At 68.3% G+C, this 18,293-nt stretch carries 25 protein-coding genes; 9 read left to right on the top strand and 16 right to left on the bottom strand.

Annotation, left to right across the window (positions count from 1 at the left end):
* Positions 1-74: 74 nt before the first annotated feature.
* On the bottom strand, positions 75-356 hold the full coding sequence (locus AC1DSA_RS04515; protein WP_477886476.1) for a hypothetical protein: 282 nt from the start codon (positions 354-356) through the stop codon (positions 75-77).
* 418 nt (positions 357-774) lie between these two features.
* Between AC1DSA_RS04515 and AC1DSA_RS04520 the strand changes: the two genes are divergently transcribed.
* Entirely contained in the window at positions 775-1,359 is a 585-nt protein-coding gene (locus AC1DSA_RS04520; RefSeq protein ID WP_477886477.1) for an NnrU family protein, read from the top strand.
* 30 nt (positions 1,360-1,389) lie between these two features.
* Here the strand turns inward: AC1DSA_RS04520 and AC1DSA_RS04525 are convergent, their stop codons facing one another.
* Positions 1,390-1,932 (bottom strand): DUF3455 domain-containing protein, encoded by a 543-nt coding sequence (locus AC1DSA_RS04525; protein ID WP_477886479.1) that lies wholly within the window; start codon positions 1,930-1,932, stop codon positions 1,390-1,392.
* Between the two features lie 219 nt (positions 1,933-2,151).
* Between AC1DSA_RS04525 and AC1DSA_RS04530 the strand changes: the two genes are divergently transcribed.
* From AC1DSA_RS04530 to AC1DSA_RS04540, 3 genes are all read left to right on the top strand, one after another.
* Positions 2,152-2,547 (top strand): VOC family protein, encoded by a 396-nt coding sequence (locus AC1DSA_RS04530; RefSeq protein ID WP_477886482.1) that lies wholly within the window; start codon positions 2,152-2,154, stop codon positions 2,545-2,547.
* Positions 2,548-2,662: 115 nt separating this feature from the next.
* Positions 2,663-3,457 carry an SDR family NAD(P)-dependent oxidoreductase gene (locus tag AC1DSA_RS04535; protein WP_477886484.1) on the top strand — a complete coding sequence of 265 codons (795 nt, stop codon included), beginning with the start codon at positions 2,663-2,665 and terminating at the stop codon, positions 3,455-3,457.
* A 34-nt stretch (positions 3,458-3,491) separates the two neighbouring features.
* Positions 3,492-3,740 carry a hypothetical protein gene (locus tag AC1DSA_RS04540; RefSeq protein ID WP_477886486.1) on the top strand — a complete coding sequence of 83 codons (249 nt, stop codon included), beginning with the start codon at positions 3,492-3,494 and terminating at the stop codon, positions 3,738-3,740.
* 1 nt (position 3,741) lies between these two features.
* Here AC1DSA_RS04540 and AC1DSA_RS04545 read toward each other — a convergent pair whose 3' ends face one another.
* The 5 genes from AC1DSA_RS04545 to minC all read right to left on the bottom strand — a co-directional run bounded on the left by AC1DSA_RS04545 (position 3,742) and on the right by minC (position 6,456).
* Complete coding sequence (locus tag AC1DSA_RS04545) at positions 3,742-3,963, bottom strand: hypothetical protein (RefSeq protein WP_477886488.1); 222 nt, start codon at positions 3,961-3,963, stop codon at positions 3,742-3,744.
* Between the two features lie 99 nt (positions 3,964-4,062).
* On the bottom strand, positions 4,063-4,548 hold the full coding sequence (locus AC1DSA_RS04550) for an SRPBCC family protein (RefSeq protein WP_477886490.1): 486 nt from the start codon (positions 4,546-4,548) through the stop codon (positions 4,063-4,065).
* Between the two features lie 58 nt (positions 4,549-4,606).
* A complete protein-coding gene (gene minE, locus AC1DSA_RS04555; RefSeq protein WP_477886492.1) occupies positions 4,607-4,888 on the bottom strand; it encodes a cell division topological specificity factor MinE in 282 nt (93 codons plus the stop codon).
* Between the two features lie 2 nt (positions 4,889-4,890).
* Entirely contained in the window at positions 4,891-5,706 is an 816-nt protein-coding gene (gene minD, locus AC1DSA_RS04560) for a septum site-determining protein MinD (RefSeq protein WP_477886493.1), read from the bottom strand.
* Between the two features lie 9 nt (positions 5,707-5,715).
* The gene (gene minC / locus AC1DSA_RS04565; RefSeq protein WP_477886496.1) at positions 5,716-6,456 is read right to left on the bottom strand and encodes a septum site-determining protein MinC; all 741 of its coding nucleotides are present in this window, start codon (positions 6,454-6,456) and stop codon (positions 5,716-5,718) included.
* A gap of 216 nt (positions 6,457-6,672) precedes the next feature.
* Here minC and AC1DSA_RS04570 point away from each other — a divergent pair, with 216 nt between their 5' ends.
* Positions 6,673-7,107 carry a hypothetical protein gene (locus tag AC1DSA_RS04570; protein ID WP_477886497.1) on the top strand — a complete coding sequence of 145 codons (435 nt, stop codon included), beginning with the start codon at positions 6,673-6,675 and terminating at the stop codon, positions 7,105-7,107.
* Here AC1DSA_RS04570 and AC1DSA_RS04575 read toward each other — a convergent pair.
* The 5 genes from AC1DSA_RS04575 to AC1DSA_RS04595 form a co-directional block, all read right to left on the bottom strand.
* The gene (locus AC1DSA_RS04575) at positions 7,003-7,626 is read right to left on the bottom strand and encodes a UdgX family uracil-DNA binding protein (RefSeq protein WP_477886499.1); all 624 of its coding nucleotides are present in this window, start codon (positions 7,624-7,626) and stop codon (positions 7,003-7,005) included. The two genes, AC1DSA_RS04570 and AC1DSA_RS04575, sit on opposite strands and share 105 nt — an antisense overlap.
* A complete protein-coding gene (locus tag AC1DSA_RS04580) occupies positions 7,607-8,287 on the bottom strand; it encodes a DUF4130 domain-containing protein (protein WP_477886501.1) in 681 nt (226 codons plus the stop codon). The genes AC1DSA_RS04575 and AC1DSA_RS04580 overlap by 20 nt, the downstream gene beginning before the upstream one ends.
* Positions 8,288-8,411: 124 nt before the next feature.
* Positions 8,412-9,368: a lysylphosphatidylglycerol synthase domain-containing protein gene (locus AC1DSA_RS04585; protein ID WP_477886503.1), complete on the bottom strand. Its 957-nt coding sequence runs from the start codon at positions 9,366-9,368 to the stop codon at positions 8,412-8,414.
* Complete coding sequence (clsB, locus tag AC1DSA_RS04590) at positions 9,365-10,621, bottom strand: cardiolipin synthase ClsB (protein ID WP_477886505.1); 1,257 nt, start codon at positions 10,619-10,621, stop codon at positions 9,365-9,367. The genes AC1DSA_RS04585 and clsB overlap by 4 nt, the downstream gene beginning before the upstream one ends.
* Positions 10,622-10,627: 6 nt before the next feature.
* Positions 10,628-11,407 (bottom strand): endonuclease/exonuclease/phosphatase family protein, encoded by a 780-nt coding sequence (locus tag AC1DSA_RS04595; protein WP_477886757.1) that lies wholly within the window; start codon positions 11,405-11,407, stop codon positions 10,628-10,630.
* A gap of 423 nt (positions 11,408-11,830) precedes the next feature.
* Here AC1DSA_RS04595 and AC1DSA_RS04600 point away from each other — a divergent pair, with 423 nt between their 5' ends.
* On the top strand, positions 11,831-12,346 hold the full coding sequence (locus AC1DSA_RS04600) for a hypothetical protein (protein ID WP_477886507.1): 516 nt from the start codon (positions 11,831-11,833) through the stop codon (positions 12,344-12,346).
* Positions 12,347-12,413: 67 nt separating this feature from the next.
* Here the strand turns inward: AC1DSA_RS04600 and AC1DSA_RS04605 are convergent, their stop codons facing one another.
* The gene (locus tag AC1DSA_RS04605) at positions 12,414-12,902 is read right to left on the bottom strand and encodes a Spy/CpxP family protein refolding chaperone (protein ID WP_477886509.1); all 489 of its coding nucleotides are present in this window, start codon (positions 12,900-12,902) and stop codon (positions 12,414-12,416) included.
* A 233-nt stretch (positions 12,903-13,135) separates the two neighbouring features.
* Here AC1DSA_RS04605 and AC1DSA_RS04610 point away from each other — a divergent pair, with 233 nt between their 5' ends.
* Positions 13,136-13,480, top strand: a complete 345-nt coding sequence (locus AC1DSA_RS04610; RefSeq protein WP_477886510.1) for a hypothetical protein — start codon at positions 13,136-13,138, stop codon at positions 13,478-13,480.
* 3 nt (positions 13,481-13,483) lie between these two features.
* Here AC1DSA_RS04610 and cueR read toward each other — a convergent pair whose 3' ends face one another.
* Positions 13,484-13,903: a Cu(I)-responsive transcriptional regulator gene (cueR, locus tag AC1DSA_RS04615; RefSeq protein WP_477886512.1), complete on the bottom strand. Its 420-nt coding sequence runs from the start codon at positions 13,901-13,903 to the stop codon at positions 13,484-13,486.
* Positions 13,900-14,097, bottom strand: coding sequence for a heavy-metal-associated domain-containing protein (locus AC1DSA_RS04620; RefSeq protein ID WP_477886514.1), 198 nt, complete (start codon positions 14,095-14,097; stop codon positions 13,900-13,902). Before AC1DSA_RS04620 ends, cueR begins: the two co-directional genes overlap by 4 nt.
* Positions 14,098-14,247: 150 nt before the next feature.
* On the opposite strand from AC1DSA_RS04620, the gene AC1DSA_RS04625 reads away from it, so the two are divergent.
* Together AC1DSA_RS04625 and AC1DSA_RS04630 are read left to right on the top strand one after the other, a co-directional pair.
* The gene (locus AC1DSA_RS04625; RefSeq protein WP_477886517.1) at positions 14,248-16,446 is read left to right on the top strand and encodes a heavy metal translocating P-type ATPase; all 2,199 of its coding nucleotides are present in this window, start codon (positions 14,248-14,250) and stop codon (positions 16,444-16,446) included.
* Between the two features lie 58 nt (positions 16,447-16,504).
* A complete protein-coding gene (locus AC1DSA_RS04630) occupies positions 16,505-17,083 on the top strand; it encodes a hemerythrin domain-containing protein (RefSeq protein WP_477886519.1) in 579 nt (192 codons plus the stop codon).
* Positions 17,084-17,193: 110 nt separating this feature from the next.
* Here the strand turns inward: AC1DSA_RS04630 and AC1DSA_RS04635 are convergent, their stop codons facing one another.
* Positions 17,194-18,291, bottom strand: a complete 1,098-nt coding sequence (locus tag AC1DSA_RS04635; RefSeq protein ID WP_477886521.1) for an alkene reductase — start codon at positions 18,289-18,291, stop codon at positions 17,194-17,196.
* Between the last annotated feature and the right edge of the window lie 2 nt (positions 18,292-18,293).

Genomic DNA, 18,293 nt, shown 5'->3' on the forward strand with positions numbered 1-18,293 from the left:
ACCGGGTGCGCCGCGCCGGCTCCAAGCCGCTCCGCCCCATGCGGCTCGGGCGAACGACCGGCTGGTTCGCCGGGCTACCGGCGCCGGAGGATGCGCCAGCCGGCGAAGTGCGCCAGGACCAGCAGGTTCACCAGTGCGGCAATGCAGGCGAACACGTACAGCAGGATGGGTCCCGCGCCCCGGGGCGAGATCCAGAAGGCGAGCAACGTCCACGGGAGGCCCGCGCCGATGGCGGCCATCGCCTTGCCGATGCCGTTGTAGGGGCCGCCGGTGCTGTGGTCGGTGGCGAAGACGACCGCGCAGGCCACCAGGAACACCCCGTACAGCACCAGCAAGGTCCGGAAGACGGTGCGCATGTCCGCTCCTCTCGTTTGTCCCTGTCAAGCATAGGCGCGTGGATCCGCGGCGCCGTCGTCCGCCGGCCACACGCGCCGCAGGCGCGAAATTTATTTTTGGTCTGACAAGCCTGTGGATGGTTCCGGCACAACTTGCACCTTATCCACATGCCCGGGCTCCGCGGCCAAGTTGTTCATTTCCGCGCGACACCACGGACGCACGGCTGCACACAGTGCCCCATCGCATGCAAGTGCTTGATGGCAAAGGCGGAAAAGCGGGTTGTCCACACCGGACCGCCTCCCTTAGCTACTACTGCTATCTTTGAATCAAGGACTTCTAGGAACAGCCGCAGGCAAAGGCGCGCCGGATTTTCCGGGGCCTTCAGCTGCGATGCGCGATGGCGTAGAGTCCGCCGCTTGGAGTGAAAAGGGGATCGCGATGGCCGCGCTCGTGCTGGGGCTGGTGCTATTTCTGGGGGTGCATTCCATCCGCGTTTTCGGCGAGGGATGGCGCACGGCCACGATGGAGCGCTTCGGGGAGAAGGAGTACAAGATCCTGTACGCCGTGCTGGCAATCGCGGGACTCGTGCTGGTGAACTGGGGCTACTGCATGGCGCGCCAGCACCCGGTGGTGCTGTGGAGCCAGCCGCCCGTGTGGACGCGGCATCTGGCGGCGCTGCTGACGCTGGTCGCCTTCGTGCTGGTCGCGGCGGCCTACGTGCCGGGCAACCGGATCAAGGCGAAGCTGCGCGATCCGATGATCCTCGGCGTGAAGGTCTGGGCCTTCGCCCACCTGGTGGCGAACAACACGCTGGCCGACGTGGTGCTGTTCGGGTCCTTCCTGCTGTGGGCCGTGCTCGACTTCCGCGCGGCCCGCATCCGCCGCCGCACCCTGGCCACGGTGATCACCGAAGGGCCGATCTCACGCACCGTGATCGCCGTGGCGATCGGCGCGCTGGCCTGGGCGGTGTTCGCGTTCTGGGGGCATCGCGTGCTGATCGGGATCAGTCCGATGGGGCGCTGAAGCGCCCTGTGTGCAGCACGCTGGCCAGCATCACGTCGCCTTGTACAGGATGTAATCCGCCTGGTACTGCACCCCCTGCCGCATGCCGGCATTGGCCGCAGCACACGGCATCGCCGGCGCCACGCCCCCTTGCGTGGCCACCCGCTGGATGTAGCTGACACCGGACATGGCACCGTTGCCCATCGCCGGATTCGCCTTCACCAGCTGCAGCGGGATGTTCCCGGCGGAGGACGGCGACACGGCGACCTGCGTCGCGGTGACCCTGGATCCGTCGATGCTCTCCCAGGTCGCGGGCGGGCCGAAGTAGCGGCCCACCATCCTGCCGCTGCGATCGAGCAGGCGCGCGTCGGGGCCCACGAAGAACCATTCATGCTGGCCGGCCGCATCGACCTTGGCGCGGCACTCGTAGGTGATGCTGCCGCTGCCCACCGTCTCCATGAACACGCGATGCCCGGCGGGCACCTGGACGGCCGCGGGCAGCAGGGCAGCGTCGAAGGTGCGGGGGGCCATGGGTGGGCTGGCGCAGGCGGCGAGCAGCGCGCCGGTAGCGCAGGCGAGGGCGGAACGAAGCATCGGAGGTTCTCCTGGGTTTGTTGGATGGGGCGTGGTTGCCCCATGCCTCTTACGCAGGCCGCAGAGCTTCGGATTCAGCCTCCCGGCGCCTGGCCTGGCGCCCCGGGCCAGCTCGGGGCGCGGTCCGCTTCATCTGGGCAAGGCCAGCGGCGCAAATCCTGTTGCCGGCCAGCGGGCGCAGGATTATGTTTGCTGCCTCAGCCACTCGAAGGGACCGCCATGGCCGCCTTGCCTGCGCTTTCGCACGTTTCCCTGGGCACCAACGACTTTCCGGCCGCCAAGCGTTTCTACGACGCCGTGCTGGCCACGCTGGGCATTCGCTGCGTGATGGACTTCGACCAAGGTGCGGGCTACGGCCGCGAGTTTCCCGAGTTCTGGGTGCAGCTGCCGCACGATGGCGCCTCGGCCAATCCCGGCAATGGCACGCATGTCTGCTTCAACGCGGCGACGATGGAACAGGTCAAGGCCTTCCACCAAGTGGCGCTTGAGCAGGGCGCGGAGGACGACGGCAAGCCGGGCCTGCGCAAGGAGTACAGCGAGAACTACTACGCCGCCTTCGTGCGCGACCTCGACGGCAACAAGGTCGAGGCGATGTGCTGGCTGAAGAAGGGCTGAGCCAGCCGGTCCTTGCGTGCGGCTGGGGCGGACGCGCCCCACAGCCATTCAAGGGATGTCCGACACCGCGGGCGCAAGCGCCTTTCCAGAATGGGTCCAACAGACGGAGGACCCCATGGATCAACGCAAAGCCCCGCGGCCCCTGGCCGTGGTCACCGGCGCCTCGTCGGGCATCGGCTACCACCTGGCCCTGTGCGCGGCGGAACATGGCTACGACCTGATCGTCGCGGCCGACACGCCGCTGAACGATGCCGTGCTGGACTTCCAGTCCATGGGCGCCACGGTGCAGGCCGTTCAGTGCGACCTGGCGACCACCGAGGGCGTGATGCACCTGGTGCAGGCGATCGGTGCGCGTGATGTCGACGCACTGATGGCCAACGCCGGCCACGGATTGGGAGGTTCGTTCCTCGCGCAGGACTTCAGCGAAGTGCTGCACGTGATCAACACCAACATCACCGGCACCGTGCACCTGGTGCAGTACGTGGCGCGCGGCATGGTGGCGCGCGCGCAGGGCCGCATCCTCATCACTGGCTCCATCGCGGGCTTCCAGCCGGGCAGCTTCCACGCGGTCTACAACGGCACCAAGGCCTTCGTCGATTCCTTCGCGCTGGCCTTGCGCAACGAACTGAAGGGCACCGAGGTCACCGTGAGCTGCCTGATGCCCGGTGCGACCGACACCGACTTCTTCGAGCGCGCCGGCATGGAGACCAGCAAGGTGGCGACGGAGTCCAAGAAGCTGATGCAGCCGCAGGACGTGGCCCGGATCGGCTTCCAGGCCATGTTGAAGGGCGAGGCCGACGTCGTCGCGGGCTGGAAGAACAAGATGCAGGTGGCCATGAGCAAGGTGATGCCGGCGCAGGCCACGGCGCAGCTTCACCGCAAGCTGGTGGAGCCCAGGGGGCAGAGCTGAAGCGAAAGCGTTTCTTCAGGACAAGGAGCAGCACATGACGAAGAAGTACCACCCCTCCCTGCAGGACAAGCAGGCCGGCCATTCCGGCAAGGTGGAGAACGACACCAACAAGCAGGGCCAGCAAGCGCCCACCCAGAAGAACGAGGGCCGGCGCACGCCGCTGAGCCGCCATGACCGCGAGGACCACATCGGCGGCAAGTCGAACATGAACCAGGTGCGGACCGGACGCGCCGGCCAGGGAGACAAGGGCGGCCCGAACAGCCGCACGGGCCGGAAGCCCTGAGTCAGCCGCGCAGGACGGCTTCGCGCAGGTCGCTGAAGTCGAAGCAGCAGGCCACGCCCAGCTGGCAGCCCTGCGGGCACCAGCGGCCGTCGGCCTTCTTCACGAAGAACTGCGGCCCGGTCAGCAGGCGGCGCAGGCAGGGATCGCATTCGTCCACGGCATGCGGTGCCAGGCTGGCGGCGACGACGCTGCCGGTGACGTAGGTGTCGAGGGCTTCGATCATGGCGCGGGGTTCTCCACCTCGCCACAACGGGACGGCGGCGGCTCAGTTGACACGCAACGGCGTGTGAGGTCGGGAGAAAGGTAAAGCTGGCCCAAGACGCTACAGGTTCACGCCCACGCGGCGCGGGAACAGCTCGCGCTCCATCAGCTGCAGCATGCTCACCCAGCCCTTGGCGGTGGGGCCTTCCATGATGCGCGCGGTGTCGCTGGCGCCCAGGTCGTGGGTCAGCGTCAGCTCGCAGGCCTGCGTGCCCAGCGGCGCCAGTTCGACCGTGACGCGGGTGGTGTCCTCGGTGTAGGTCAGCACGGTCAGGTCGAACACCAGCCTGCGCGGCCGGCTGATCTCGACGTACTTGCCCATGTGCACGACGTCGAACACGCTCTCGTCGCCGTCCGCGGTGGGACGGCGGTCCGTGACGGTGAAGCCGCCGCCGACCTCGGGCGTGATCACGCACTGCATGACGTTGCCGGTGCGGGTGCGGAACAGGAAACGGGAGGCCTGGCCCGGCGTCAGCCATGCATCGAAAACGCGCTCTGCCGATGCGCTATAGCGATGCGATACCCGAACGACGACGGAACTGCTCATCCGTGCTTTATCTCTTGACAGAGGGGCCGTTGTCAATCCTGTGAACCCCGACAGGATGTTAGCGTGCTACCTTCACCACAGGCGGATCGGGCAGTTCGATCTTCACTTCCAGCACCTCCAGGTTGTCCTGGCGCTCGACGTTAACTTTCAGGTGCGTCGGGTCGATCTTCACGTACTTGCTGATCACGGCCACCAGGTCGCGCTGCAGCGCGGGCAGGTAGTCCGGCGCGCCGCCGGCATTGCGGCCCACGCGCTCGTGCGCCAGGATGATCTGCAGGCGTTCCTTGGCCACGCTGGCCGTTTTCTTCTTCTCCCCCAGCAGGAAGGACAGCAACGACATCCTTACTTCCTCCCGAACAGGCGCTTGAGGAGGCTGCCTTTCTGCGGGTCCACGAAGCGCAGCGGGCGGTCTTCGCCGAGGAAGCGGCGGATCACGTCCTTGTAGGCTTCGCTCACATCTGTGCCTTTCAGGTACACGGCGGGCGTGCCCTGGTTGGATGCCTGCAACACCGATTCGCTCTCCGGGATCACGCCGATCATGGGAATGCGCAGGATGTCCTGGATGTCCTCCAGCGACAGCATGTGGCCCTGGTCCACGCGGTTGGGGTTGTAGCGGGTGATCAGCAGGTGTTCCTTGATCGGCTCCTTGCCATCGATCGCGCGCTTGGTCTTGCTGGACAGCATGCCCAGGATGCGGTCGGAGTCGCGCACCGAGCTCACTTCCGGGTTGGTCACGATCAGTGCCTCGTCCGCGAAGTGCATGGCCATCAGCGCGCCGGTCTCGATGCCCGCGGGCGAATCGCACACGATGTACTCGAAGCCCATGGCGTTCAGGTCGGACAGCACCTTCTCGACGCCGTCCTTGGTCAGCGCTTCCTTGTCGCGCGTCTGGCTGGCCGCCAGCACGAACAGGTCCTCGCAGTTCTTGTCCTTGATCAGCGCCTGGTTCAGCGTCGCCTCGCCGTGGATCACGTTGACCAGGTCGTAGACCACGCGGCGTTCGCAGCCCATGATCAGGTCCAGGTTGCGCAGGCCGACGTCGAAGTCGATGACGGCCGTCTTGTGGCCGCGCAGGGCCAGCCCGCTCGCGAAGCTGGCACTGGTGGTGGTCTTGCCGACGCCGCCCTTTCCGGACGTGACGACGATGATCTTGGCCATGGGTTTCCTTTACGAGTTCAGCGGTTCCATCACCAGCTTGTCCGCCTGCAGGCGGATCTGGGCGGGCTTGCCTTGGAGGTTGTCCGGCAGCGGGTTTTCGCTGGTCCGGTAGACGCCGGCGATGGAGACCAGTTCGGGCTCCAGGCACAGCGTGAGGATGCGGGCATTGCTGTCGCCGCGCGCGCCGGCGATGGCCTTTCCGCGCAGCGGTGCGTACACGTGGATGTGGCCGTCGGCGATGACTTCGGCTCCGGGGTTCACCATGGACAGGACCACCAGGTCGCGCCCGCGCGCGTACACCTGCTGGCCCGAACGCAAAGGTCGGTCGATCACCATCGCGCTGGTGATCGGAATCACCGGTGCGGCAGGGGGCGGTTCCGGTTGCCGGTCCTGGACCGCCCGTGGAGCGGGAGCGGCGACTGGCGCGGCGTCTGGGGCGGCTGCCAGGCCCATCGCGAGTGCGGCCCGCATCTGTTCCTCGGTGCCGCCCTTCACCGCGACCGGCATCACCCGGTAGGGCTTGAGCAAGGCCAGCAGCTGTTCGAAGTCGATGGCGCTGCCGTGCAGCGGCGCCAGGTCGATCACCAGCGGGTCGTGGTCGAAGAAGTCTGGGATGTCGCCGAAGCGGCCCCGCAGTTCCAACGCCAGCAAGTCCAGGTCGGGCGACTTCAGCAGCAGCGCCACCAGGGGCAAGTTGGCGCTCTTGATCTCGAAGGTGGCAGGAGCGCGTCCCGCGAGTGCAACGGTCATCGATCCAGGGTGAAAAGTGCTGCGGAGTTTAGCAGCGGTGCTGTAACACAAGCGTGTCATTTTCGAAGCGCCGCCCGGCTTGCCCCGCGAGCCGCTCTTCCGAGTCCCCGTGATGGCAGTCGCTGGCGTCCGCGTCCTACGGCCGCTGTGGCCCGCGGCGGCTGGCCAGCGCACGCCTGCGCGCCAGACTCGGTCAAGCACTGCAAGGAGCCGCAGATGAAACACATCCCGCACCACCACCCCACCCACTGGCTGGCCGTCGCCGTCGTGGTGGCGATGGCGATGATGGCCTTCGAGGCCTATGGCCAGCAGACCGTGCACGAACTGCGCACCAACCCGAACGCGCAGGCCGTGTTCCAGGGCCGCCCGGCGATGTCGGGTGCGCAGGCCGGCCTGGGCGCCATGGCGGGTCCGCCGCAGGGCGGCATCGGCCTGCAGGGCTCCGACGGCGCCGGCCGCAACCTGCGGCGTCCCTCCGTGGTGGAACAGCAGATGAACCCGCTGGCCTCGGCCGCCTGCGCGGACGTGCCGCGCGCGGCCGGCGCTTCAGCTGCGGAAAAGCCGCTGTGCCTGCCGGAGGTCCGCGACGAACGCCTGGAACGCCGGCTCGCGGTCCTCGGCGTCGAGCCGCAGCAGCGCCGAGGGATGTAGCGTCACCAGCACCTGCAGGCCGTCGTCGCGGGCCAGCCACTGGCCGCGGTTGGCCAGCACGGGCACGGCGCGTTCCAGCAGCGAGCGCGCGGCGCTGGCCCCGAGCGCCACCAGTGCACCCGGTTTCACCAATGCGATCTCGTCCTCCAGCCAGTGATGGCAGGCGAAGATTTCGCGCTGCGTGGGACTCTTGTGGATGCGGCGCTTGCCGCGCAGCTCGAACTTGAAATGCTTGACGGCGTTGGAGACGAAGGTCTGCTCGCGCGGAATGCCGGCGGCCTCCAGCGCCCGCGCCAGCAGCTTGCCGGCCGGCCCCACGAAGGGATGGCCCTGCAGGTCTTCCTGGTCGCCGGGCTGCTCGCCCACCAGCATCAACCTGGGCTTCACGCGACCTTCGCCGGTGACCGACTGCGTGGCGAACTCGCCGAGCGGGCACTCGCGGCAGGCCATGGTGGCCGCCTTGAGCGCGGCGAGGGAGGTGATGCCGGCGTCGGGCCGCTCAGGCGTGGGCCGCGGCACGATCGTGTTCCGCGAACACGCGCTCGTAGCAGGCCAGCCAGTCCGCATCGGGGCCGTCCTGGCCGGGCAGTTCCGCAGCGGGAACGCCGGGGCCGAACAGCAGCCGGCCCTCTTCGCAGCGCACGCTGCGGTCGGGAGTGAACAGGATCCAGCGCGCCGTGGGCATGCGCCTGGCGAGCCAGGGAACGATGGCCTCCAGCACGTGGTGCGCCGGCTCGTAGCAGCCCACCTGCAGTTCCTGCCCCTGCGCGTCGTGCACGGCGTGCAGCTTCAGGTTGGCCTTCATCTTGTGGATGTCGCGGCGCACCGCGTGCGCCATGTGCTGCGCCTGCAGCATGTCGGCATCGATGGGGTCGTTGCGCAGGTTGGGCTCGTGCACCAGGCGCCACAGCAGCCGGTACAGCAGCGCGAAACGCGCCGTGTCCCGGTGCAGCACCACGAACTCGCACAGGCGCGTGAAGGAAGCGGGAACGATGGCGGTGGCGGCACGCGCCACGTTCTTCGGCCGGCTCGATTGCGGTGATTGCGGATCGGTGTAGCGCTCCGGCAAGGCCTCCAGCTGCCACTGCACGTCCTCGGGCGGCACCTGGTGCGCGAGCAAGGACCGAGCCTCGGCACGGAAGCCGGCCAGATCGGTATGCCCTGCCAGTCTTGCTTCCATGCCCATGGGTTCCATCACGGGATCAAGCTCGCGCGAGCGAGCAAGCAATGGCCGTGCGTTTTCGTTGCATGCACGGATTGTGGGCAGCACCGCTGGAAAAAGGGCACCAAGGTATGCAAATGCATCATGAGGCAGCGACCTCCTTGCGCGTGCGCATCTCGACCTTGACGTAAAGCAGCGCGCCGACCAGCAGCGGGGTGAGGTAGAAGATCGCGCGATAGGCCAGCAGTGCGCCCAGCAGCTGGTGCTCCGGGATGCGGTGGGACAGCAGGGCGATGAACACGGCTTCGGTGACCCCCAGCCCAGCCGGGATGTGCAGCATCACGCCGGCCATGGCCGCGATCAGCAGCACCGACAGGACGGTCGGGTAATCGACGGCGCCGCCGAGCAGCGTCCACGGAACGGCCGCCATGGTCATCCAGTGCGTGCACGAGATGGCGAACTGCGCCAGCGCCATCCGCGCCGTCGGCAGATCGACGTCGTGGCCGCGGATCTCCCAGCTGCGCTGCTTGCACCAGCTACAGAGCGCGAAGTACACGACGGCGACTGACAGCAGAGCCACGCCGACCATGCGCAGCTCTTCGCTGTCCAGCTTGAAGTTGGGCGGCAGCTCCAGCGGTGCGATGGTGAACACCGCACCGGCCAGCAGGATGTAGCCGATCCAGTTGGTGATCAGCGCCAAGGTGACGATGCGCGTGATGTTGCCGTAGCGGACATCGTGGTTGCTGTAGAGGCGGTAGCGCAGGCCGATGCCGCCGACCAGCGAACCCAGGTTCAGGTTGAACGCATAGCTGATGAAGCTGACCAGCATCACCTGCAGCCTGCGCATGTGGTGGCCGGTGTAATTCAGTCCCACCAGGTCCATCAGGCTGTAGACGAAGTGGCTGACCACCGCAAAGCCCAGCGCCTGCAGCAGCACCGGACGCGGCAACGCCAGGATGCTTTCCTTCACGCGCGGCCAGTCCACCGTGCGGGCATAGCGCACCAGCAGTGCGACGACCAGCAGCAGGAACAGCCCGCCACCGATCCGCTTGGCCCAGGGCCACCACGGGTGCTCCAGCATCGCGCGCAGCCGGCTCATCCCGCCTTCTCCTTCGCCGCCGCCAGCACCGGCGCCATTGGCTTGCCGGGCTGCGCCGCTGCCGGGATCAGGCGCGGAACGTGGCGCGGCAGCCATTGCGCCCAGCGCGGATAGCGGCGCGTGAAGTGGTAAGCCAGGAAGCTCTGCACCAGCGGCCAGCCCTTGAGCTCGCCGAGCGATTCGGCGGTGACCTCGTTGCATGCGTCGCACATCAGTTTTTCCAGCTTGCCGGTGAGCGTGAGGGCGAAGTCGCGGTCGCGGATCACGACGTTGGCCTCCAGGTTGAAGGACAGGCTCATGGGATCGAGGTTGCTCGATCCGACGGTCGCCCACTCGTCGTCCATCACGGCAACCTTGCCATGCAGCGGGCGCTCGCAGTATTCGTAGATCCGCACGCCGGCGCGCAACAGGTGGTGGTACAGCATGCCGGCGGCGGTCTTCACGAACGGCATGTCGGGCTGGCCCTGCAAAATCAGCCGCACGTCGACGCCGCGGCGCGCCGCACGACGTAGCTCCTTGATGAAACGGTAGCCCGGGAAGAAGTAGGCGTTGGCGATGACGATGCGCTGCTTCGCCGCGCGGATCGCGATGCGGTAGTGCCGCTCGATGTCGTTCGTGTGCCGGCGGTTGTCGCGCACGACGAAGGTGGCATCGGCCGCACCCGCGTGCGGCAGCTCCTCGGGCGCCGCCCGCAGCTGCTTGCGCCAGCGCCACCACTGGCGCTTCTCGCGCGTGTAGCGCAAGCCCTCGGCCAGCGCCGTGTGACAGAAGCGATGGATTTCCGCCACCAGCGGGCCGTGGATCTCCACCGCGTAATCCTGCTTGGCCTCGGGTCCGAAGTCGGCCAGGTGGTCGGCCGAGTAGTTGATGCCGCCGACGAAGGCCCGCTCGCGGTCCACCACCACGATCTTGCGGTGCATGCGCCGCAGCAGGTGCGGCCGCAGGCCGAAGGGGCGCGGACCCGGGTTGAAGGAGTGGATGCGCACGCCGGCCTCGCGCAGCGAACGCAGGAACTGCTCCGACAGGTCGGGCGAGCCCCAGTCGTCGATCGTGATGTCCACCTGCGCGCCGCGGCGGGCGGCGGCGATCAGCGCCTCGTGCAGCTGCAGGCCCACCTTGTCCTCGAACAGGATGAAGGTCTCGACGATCACCTCGCGCCTGGCATTGGCGATGCAGGCGAACACGCGCGGGAAGAACTCCTCGCCGTTCTCCAGCAGGGTGAAGTCGTTGCCCGGGATCCAGCGTCGGTCCATGGCGGCCTACAGGCGGATTTCGGCGACCAGGGGCGCGTGGTCGGACAGGTGCGACCAGGGCCGCCGCGGCAGCACAACGGGCAGGTGCACCGAGCAGTTGCGCACGTAGATGCGATCGAGCGAGAGCACCGGGAAGATCGCGGGGAAGGTCTTCGCCGGTTCGCCATACGCGGCCACGAAGATCTCGTGCAGCCCGGCTTCGCGCAGCAGCACCTCGTTGGCGCGCCGGCGCCAGTCGTTGAAGTCGCCCGCCACGATCAGCGGCGCGTCGGCCGGCACCTCGGTGAGCGTGATCTGGCACAGCAGGTCCAGCTGCTGCTGGCGGTGCGCTTCGGCCAGGCCCAGGTGCACGCAGATGACATGCACCTCCTTGGCGAAGTTGGGGACTTGCAGCACGCAATGCAGCAGGCCGCGCTTCTCGGGACCCGCGACCGACACGTCGTGGTTCTGGTGGGTGACGATGGGGAACTTGGACATCACCGCGTTGCCGTGGTGGCCCTTGGGATAGACCATGTTCCTGCCGTAGGCGAACTGCGGCCAGATGCTGTCCGCCAGGAATTCGTACTGGCCGCCGGCCTCGGGCCAGTCCTCGATCTTCTTGCCGTGCTCGTCGTGCATGCCCAGCACCTCCTGCATGAACACCACGTCGGCGCCCACCTTGCGCACCGCGTCTCGCAGCTCGGGCAGGATGAAGCGGCGGTTGAAGGTGGTGAAGCCCTTGTGGATGTTCACCGTCATCACGGTCAGTTGCGGCACGGCGAGCTTGGGCTCGGCGGCCGGCGTCATCGGCTGGCTCAGGTCGCTCATGGGCGTGGGTGCTTGTTGTCGGTGGCACACGTTAAGTGCCCAGCTGCAGCGCAGGCGTAGGACGCAAAGCCAAGATCGTGTGGCGGCTCGCCGGTCGATGCCAACGCGCTCACCTGCCTGCGCGGCGTAGGACGCGGCAGGGGCGCTGCGTCCGCTTTTGCCTTGCAAGGGTGTCGGCTTCCGACCTCATTCGAAGATGGCGCTGCTTGGCGCCGCCACCAAGCGGTGCAGCGCTTTTGAAGGCGGCCGCGCACGGCCGGCGCGGCGCGTCCTACGGCCATGCGCCGAGCTGTCCGATAGGGCCGGCGAGGGAGCGCTCCAAACTGGGAATCACACAAGCACCCGGCGCCTGCCGGGAATTTCGAACAACACGGAACCAGTACGGAGCTTTCCATGAAAAAAATGTCCCTTTCCCTTCTTGCCGCCGGTGTGATGGCGGCGGCCGGCATGGCCCACGCCGACGCGGTGTTCTACCCCAATGGCACGGTGGTGGAACTGGGTGAAAACGGCGCCGACACGCTGGCGCTCGACAGCTCGATCGGCATGGGCACGACGGTGCTGGGTGCCGGCCCGTCCACGTCGATGGACACCACGGTGCTGGGCGCCGCGCCCACCACGACGGTCGTCACGACGATGCCGATGCAGTACGTGTACGTGCAGCCGAACATCAACTGGGACCGCACCACGGCGATGACCCAGATCCACAGCAATGCCCACCTGCTTCGCCACGGCATCGACGGGAAGCAGCGCCACCAGGCCGCCGCGACCTTCAACGTCCCGGCCCGTGCGGGTGAAGCCAGCACCATGACCGGCGGCGCGCCCAACATGGTGACCGACAACAACCGCATGATCGTGGGCAGCTACACCATCCCGTACAGCGCTGTCACTTCTGAGCCGTACTACGTGTTCTCCTACTAAAGGAGAACGGCCCATGAAAAAAGCCAGGCGGATGCCTGGCTTTTTCTTTGGGACTGCGAGCGGCGGATCAGCCGCGGTGGTGGTGCCCACCCATGCCGCCCTTGCCGCCGCCCAGGAAGCGCAGGCTCTCGGCGTCGAAGGTCTTTTTCTGCTCGGCCGTCAGCACGGCGTAGAAGCCCTTGGTGGCGTCCATGCGCTTGTCCATCTCGGCGTTGCGCTGCGCGCGCAGGGCACGCATGCGGTCGATGCGCTCGGGGGTGCTCAGCTTGGCGAACTCGCCACGCTCGGGGCGCTGGTGCGGCGTGGGCTTCATGGCGGTGGCCCAGCTGGTCCAGGCGGCTTCCTGGCCGGCACTGACCTGCAACTTCTGCTTCAGTTCGGCCATGCGCGCGGCCATGCGTTCCTGCATGCGGGCCTGGAACTGCTCCTTCTGGGCGGGGTCGTGGCGGCCGCCGGGACCGGCGGGCGGGGTCTGCGGCTGGGCTTGCGCGATGGCGCCCAGTCCCAGGGCGGCGACGAAGCCGGCGGCGATCAGGTGACGTTGCAGCGATTTCACGGGGAGTCCTTTCAGTGGGGCGGACCCGCTTTCGAGCCCGTTGCTGCGCAGTCTGGGCGAGCGCTGTATCCCATCCATACCGGGTGGGTTGCTGATGTGTAAAGAAATGGCCCTGTCGCCGGCTACAGGATGGGTCGACGGGCTCCTACGGAAAGCGTCCACTCCCAATGACGCAAGCGACGGACGGGCAGGACCACAGTGAGAGCCACGCAAACCGAACCTAGGAGTGCACCATGACTGTCCAGGATTTCGCGCGAGCCGCCGCCGGAGTGCTGGCAGGCGCACTGCTCGCGGGTGGCGCCATCGCGCAGACCAAGGAACCCGAACCGATCACCATGACCGACACGGCGCCGAATCCGGCGAGCGATCGCGCCAGTGTCGGTGCGGTGATCCTGATCGACCAGCCGGTGCTCGCGCAGCGCGAGTCGCTGCAGCAGGCGCAGGCGCGTTCCGCGGTCGACACGCGTGCGATGGGTGCGGGACCCAACCGCATCATGCAGCGGGCCATGACCAAGGACGAAGTGGAGTTCCAGCGCGCGCTGGACGCCGCGATGCGCCGGCACGGCACGCCGCAGTAAGAGCTAACGCGCCAGTTCCTCGAGGATCGGGCACTCGGGGCGCTCGTCCCCGTGGCAGCAGTGGATCAGGTGGTGCAGGGTCTTCTGCATCTCCTGCATGGCCGCGATGCGCCGCCCCAGGTCCTCGGCATGCTTTTGCGCCACCCGCCGCACATTGGCGCTGGCGCGCCGGCGGTTCTGCCACAGGCCGACCAGTTCGCCGATCTCTTCCATCGAGAAGCCCAGGTCGCGTGCCCGCTTGATGAAGCGCAGGGTGTGCACTTCGGCCTCGCTGTACTGCCGGTAGCCGCCGTCCGTGCGCGTCACGCGCGGCAGCAGGCCCAGGCTCTCGTAATGCCGCACCATCTTGGCGGACACGCCGGACAGCCGCGCCGCATCGCCGATGTGGACCGGCCATGCTGCGCTGGAGGCGGCTGGCTTCACGCGGCGACCTTGTAGCCTTCTTCCTCGATCGCCCGGGCGATGGCCGCGTGGTCCTGCTGCGAGTCCACCTCCACCTTGCCGCTGGCGAGGTCGACCTTCACCTCGGCCTGCGGATCGACCGACTTCACCGCCTGGGTGACGGCGCCGACACAGTGGCCGCAGCTCATGCCTTGCACCTGGAAGCTCTGGTTCACGGGAAGTCCTTTCTGGATGACGAGGTCCACAGCTTGAACCTTGCCACCATGGTAAGGTCAATCGGGCCGGCCGAGTGTCCCTGCCGCGGGGCAGGTTGATGCAGGTCAAGGCTTGACCTTGCCATGATGGCAAGGTCGAACATGCCTGCCATGGACACTGCCACTATCGCGCCCACCACCCTCGACCTCGGCGTCGCCGGGATGACCTGCGCCTCCTGCGTGACGCGGGTGGAACGCGCCCTGAAGAAGGTGCCCGGCGTGAGCGATGCGGTGGTCAACCTCGCCACCGAGTCGGCCCGCGTGACTTATGCGCCCTCGCAGGAAATCGAGGCGCAGCTCCGCCGTGCCGTGCGCAACGCCGGCTACGAACCGCGCGCCGCCGACGAGGTGACCCCGGAAGATCTCTCCCCCTGGGCCGGCTTCCTGCCGGTGGCCGTGGGCTTGGTGCTGTCGCTGCCGCTGGTGCTGCCGATGGTGGGCGAGCTGGCCGGGCGGCACTGGATGCTGCCGGCCTGGCTGCAGTTCGCGCTGGCGACGCCGGTGCAGTTCGTCCTCGGCGCGCGCTTCTACAAGGCCGGCTGGCATGCCTTGAAGGCCGGCACCGGCAACATGGACCTGCTGGTGGCCATCGGCACCAGCGCCGGCTGGGGCCTGTCCATGTGGCTGTGGCTGGCGCAGGGCCACAGCCACCTGTACTTCGAGGCGTCCGCCGTGGTGGTGACGCTGGTGCTGCTGGGCAAGTGGCTGGAAGCCCGCGCCAAGCGCGAGACCACCACGGCCATCCGCGCGCTGCAGGCGCTGCGGCCGGAGATCGCCCACGTGATCCTGCGCGCCGGCGGCGAGGCCGACCTGCCGCTGGCCGAAGTGCTGGCCGGCGACCGTCTCGTGGTGAAGCCGGGCGAACGCGTCCCGGCCGACGGCGTGGTGGAGCAGGGCGATACGCACGTGGACGAATCGATGCTCACCGGCGAGCCGCTGCCGGTGGCCAAGGCGGAAGGCGCCCGCGTGACCGGCGGCAGCATCAACGGCGAGGGCCGCTTCGTGATGCGCGCCACCGCCGTGGGGCAGGAGAGCGTGCTGGCCCGGATCATCCGGCTGGTCGAGGATGCCCAGGCCGCCAAGGCGCCGATCCAGCGCATGGTGGACCAGGTGTCGGCGGTGTTCGTGCCGGTGGTGCTGGTGATCGCGGCGATCACCTTCGCCGGCTGGCTGTTCGCGTCCGCGGGGGTCGAGGAGGCGCTGATCCATGCGGTGGCGGTGCTGGTGATCGCCTGCCCATGCGCGCTGGGCCTGGCCACGCCTGCGGCCATCATGGCCGGCACGGGCGTGGCCGCACGCCACGGCATCCTGATCAAGGACGCGCAGGCGCTGGAACTGGCGCACCGCGTCGACACCGTGGCCTTCGACAAGACCGGCACGCTCACGGTGGGGCAGCCGCGGCTCGCTGCGTTGCGGGTCGCTCCCGGCCTGGATGAGGCCGAGGTGCTGGGCCTGGCGGCGAGCCTGCAGACCGGCAGCGAGCATCCGCTGGCGCGCGCCGTGGTGGCCGCTGCGCGCGAGCGCGGCATGGCGCTGCAGGCGCCGGACGCCGTGCGGGCGGTGGCCGGGCGCGGCACCGAGGGCGAACTGGGCGGCCGCAGCTTCCTGATCGGCAGCCTGCGCTGGCTGGAGGAGCTGCAGGTGCCGCTGGGCCCGCTGGCGTCCGAGGTGGACCGCCTGCAGGGCGAAGGCGCGACGTTGTCCGCCCTGGTGGAGCGCGTCCCCGAGGGGCTGGCGCTGCGCGCCGTGATGGGCTTTGCCGACGAACCCAAGCCGGGCGCGCGCGAGGCGCTGGAACGGCTGCGGCAGCGCGGCCTGCAGCTGGTGATGATCTCCGGAGACAACCGGGCCGCCGCGTTGGCGATGGCGCACCGCCTCGGCTTGCAGCCCGGCGAGGTGCAGGCCGAAGTGCTGCCCGGCGACAAGGCAGCGCGGGTGGCGGCCTTGCGCAAGGGAGGGCACATCGTCGCGATGGTGGGCGACGGCGTGAACGACGCGCCGGCGCTCGCCGCGGCGGACGTCGGCATCGCCATGGCCACCGGCACCGACGTCGCGATGCATGCGGCCGGCGTGACGCTGATGCGCGGGGACGTGGGGCTGGTGGCTGGCGCGCTCGACATCTCGCATCGCACCGTGCGCAAGATCCGGCAGAACCTGTTCTGGGCCTTCGCCTACAACGTGGCCGGCATCCCGCTCGCCGCGCTGGGCTTCCTCAGCCCGGTGGTGGCGGGCGCCGCCATGGCGCTGTCCAGCGTGAGCGTGCTCACCAATGCCCTGCTGCTGAAGCGCTGGCGCCTTGGGAGGCGTTGACGTGGATCAACGGAGCACGCGCCCCGTTGTGCGAACCTGACAGCAGGAGACTGTTGTCATGTCAAGACCTGCCTTGCAAGTGATCCGCGACGAACATTCCGCGGTATCGGCCGTCCTGCGTTCGATGCTGCAGATGATGGAGCGCGACCCCGACGATCAACCCGAGCGCTTCTTCGACGTGCTGCGCGCGATGCTGTTCTACATCGATGAATTCCCGGAGCGCCGGCACCACCCCAAGGAGTCGGACCTGCTGTTCCCGATGATCGTGCGCGTGGCGCCCGAGCTGATGCAAGTGATCGAGCGGCTGGAGCGGGACCACGTGTCCGGCGAGAGCCGCGTGCGTGAACTGCAGCACCTGCTGCTGGCGTGGGAACTGCTGGGCGACAGCCGCCGCGCGCAGTTCCAGGAAGCGGCGCGCAAGTACGTGGAGTTCTACCTCACGCACATGCGCACCGAGGAAACCGAGCTGCTGCCGGTGGCGCAGAAGCTGCTGACCGAGCAGGACTGGGACCAGCTCAACGCGGCCTTCCAGAACTCTGACCCGCTGGTGACCGGCGACCACGACCCCGTCTACGACCGCCTGTTCACGCGCATCGTGATGCGCACGCCGGCGCCGATCGGGGTCGGGCCGGCGTAGCTGGTGATTTCGTGACGGGGTGTCGTTGGCCGACGCCGTCGTAGGCTGGTGGTGAGCGCAGCGAACCCCAGCGGCTCGCGCATCGCTGGGGTTCCTGGCGTCACCCCAGCCTACAGGGCCGGATAGTCCGTGTAGCCCTTCGCGCCGCCGCCGTACAGCGTCGCCTTCTCCACTGCATTGAGCGGCGCATTGCGGCGCAGCCGTTCCACCAGGTCGGGATTGGCAATGAAGGGGCGGCCGAACGCGACCAGGTCGGCGCCATGGGCCAGGGCCTGTTCCGCGAGCGGCTTGTCGTAGCTGTTGTTCACCATCCAGGCGCCCCGGGCGCCCGCGTCGCGCCAGGCGTGGAGCATGCGCTGGTAGTCGAACGGGCGTCCCTCCACTTCACGCGGCCCGCCGGTCGAACCTTCGATCAGGTGCAGGTAGGCCAGCTGCAGCGGCGCGAGCTGCCGCACCACGTACTCGAACAAGGGCTGCGGATCAGCGTCGACGATGTCGTTGGCCGGCGTCACGGGCGACAGGCGCAGGCCCACGCGTTCGCGGCCCACTTCCTCGCACACCTCGCGCATGACTTCCAGCAGCAGGCGCGCGCGGTTCTCGATCGGGCCGCCGTAATCGTCGCGCCGGTGGTTGGCACCGGTCTTGAGGAACTGGTCCAGCAGGTAGCCGTTGGCGCCGTGCACCTCCACGCCGTCGAAGCCCGCGAGGATCGCGTTGCGCGCCGCATGGCGGAAGTCGCGCACGATGCCGGGAATTTCCCCGGCGTCCAGCTCGCGCGGCGCGGACGTCGGCACGAAGCTGCCGGCGCCGTCCTGGATCAGGAAGGTCTTGGTCTTCGCGGCGAGCGGCGAGGGCGCCACGGGTTGCTGGTGTTCCGGCTGCAGGTCCACGTGCGAGACGCGGCCCACGTGCCAGAGCTGGCAGTAGATGCGGCCGCCATTCGCATGCACGGCCTGCGTGACGCGCTTCCAGCCATCGAGCTGCTCGGTGCCATACAGGCCCGGGACGTCGGCATAGCCCTGGCCCTGGTGCGTGATGGCCGTGGCCTCGCTGATGATCAGGCCGGCGCCGGCGCGCTGGGCGTAGTACTCCGCCATCAGCGGCGTGGGGATGGCGCCGGGGGCGCGGTTGCGGGTGAGGGGCGCCATCACGAGGCGATTGCGCAGGTGAAGGCTTCCGACCGGGACCGGGTCGAACAAGGTTTTCATCG

The organism is Ramlibacter sp. P4_H7, assembly GCF_056400765.1.

Bases quoted from the DNA above. Each gene is read 5' to 3' on its own strand.
- AC1DSA_RS04570 (WP_477886497.1), top strand. From the start codon at position 6,673: ATGAAACACATCCCGCACCACCACCCCACCCACTGGCTGGCCGTCGCC.
- AC1DSA_RS04545 (WP_477886488.1), bottom strand. From the start codon at position 3,963: ATGATCGAAGCCCTCGACACCTACGTCACCGGCAGCGTCGTCGCCGCC.
- AC1DSA_RS04520 (WP_477886477.1), top strand. From the start codon at position 775: ATGGCCGCGCTCGTGCTGGGGCTGGTGCTATTTCTGGGGGTGCATTCC.
- AC1DSA_RS04585 (WP_477886503.1), bottom strand. From the start codon at position 9,368: ATGAGCCGGCTGCGCGCGATGCTGGAGCACCCGTGGTGGCCCTGGGCC.
- AC1DSA_RS04630 (WP_477886519.1), top strand. From the start codon at position 16,505: ATGTCAAGACCTGCCTTGCAAGTGATCCGCGACGAACATTCCGCGGTA.
- AC1DSA_RS04535 (WP_477886484.1), top strand. From the start codon at position 2,663: ATGGATCAACGCAAAGCCCCGCGGCCCCTGGCCGTGGTCACCGGCGCC.
- AC1DSA_RS04540 (WP_477886486.1), top strand. From the start codon at position 3,492: ATGACGAAGAAGTACCACCCCTCCCTGCAGGACAAGCAGGCCGGCCAT.
- AC1DSA_RS04595 (WP_477886757.1), bottom strand. From the start codon at position 11,407: ATGACGCCGGCCGCCGAGCCCAAGCTCGCCGTGCCGCAACTGACCGTG.
- AC1DSA_RS04525 (WP_477886479.1), bottom strand. From the start codon at position 1,932: ATGCTTCGTTCCGCCCTCGCCTGCGCTACCGGCGCGCTGCTCGCCGCC.
- AC1DSA_RS04550 (WP_477886490.1), bottom strand. From the start codon at position 4,548: ATGAGCAGTTCCGTCGTCGTTCGGGTATCGCATCGCTATAGCGCATCG.
- AC1DSA_RS04625 (WP_477886517.1), top strand. From the start codon at position 14,248: ATGGACACTGCCACTATCGCGCCCACCACCCTCGACCTCGGCGTCGCC.
- AC1DSA_RS04580 (WP_477886501.1), bottom strand. From the start codon at position 8,287: ATGGAAGCAAGACTGGCAGGGCATACCGATCTGGCCGGCTTCCGTGCC.
- AC1DSA_RS04635 (WP_477886521.1), bottom strand. From the start codon at position 18,291: ATGAAAACCTTGTTCGACCCGGTCCCGGTCGGAAGCCTTCACCTGCGC.
- clsB (WP_477886505.1), bottom strand. From the start codon at position 10,621: ATGGACCGACGCTGGATCCCGGGCAACGACTTCACCCTGCTGGAGAAC.
- AC1DSA_RS04530 (WP_477886482.1), top strand. From the start codon at position 2,152: ATGGCCGCCTTGCCTGCGCTTTCGCACGTTTCCCTGGGCACCAACGAC.
- minD (WP_477886493.1), bottom strand. From the start codon at position 5,706: ATGGCCAAGATCATCGTCGTCACGTCCGGAAAGGGCGGCGTCGGCAAG.
- minC (WP_477886496.1), bottom strand. From the start codon at position 6,456: ATGACCGTTGCACTCGCGGGACGCGCTCCTGCCACCTTCGAGATCAAG.
- AC1DSA_RS04515 (WP_477886476.1), bottom strand. From the start codon at position 356: ATGCGCACCGTCTTCCGGACCTTGCTGGTGCTGTACGGGGTGTTCCTG.
- AC1DSA_RS04610 (WP_477886510.1), top strand. From the start codon at position 13,136: ATGACTGTCCAGGATTTCGCGCGAGCCGCCGCCGGAGTGCTGGCAGGC.
- minE (WP_477886492.1), bottom strand. From the start codon at position 4,888: ATGTCGTTGCTGTCCTTCCTGCTGGGGGAGAAGAAGAAAACGGCCAGC.
- AC1DSA_RS04600 (WP_477886507.1), top strand. From the start codon at position 11,831: ATGTCCCTTTCCCTTCTTGCCGCCGGTGTGATGGCGGCGGCCGGCATG.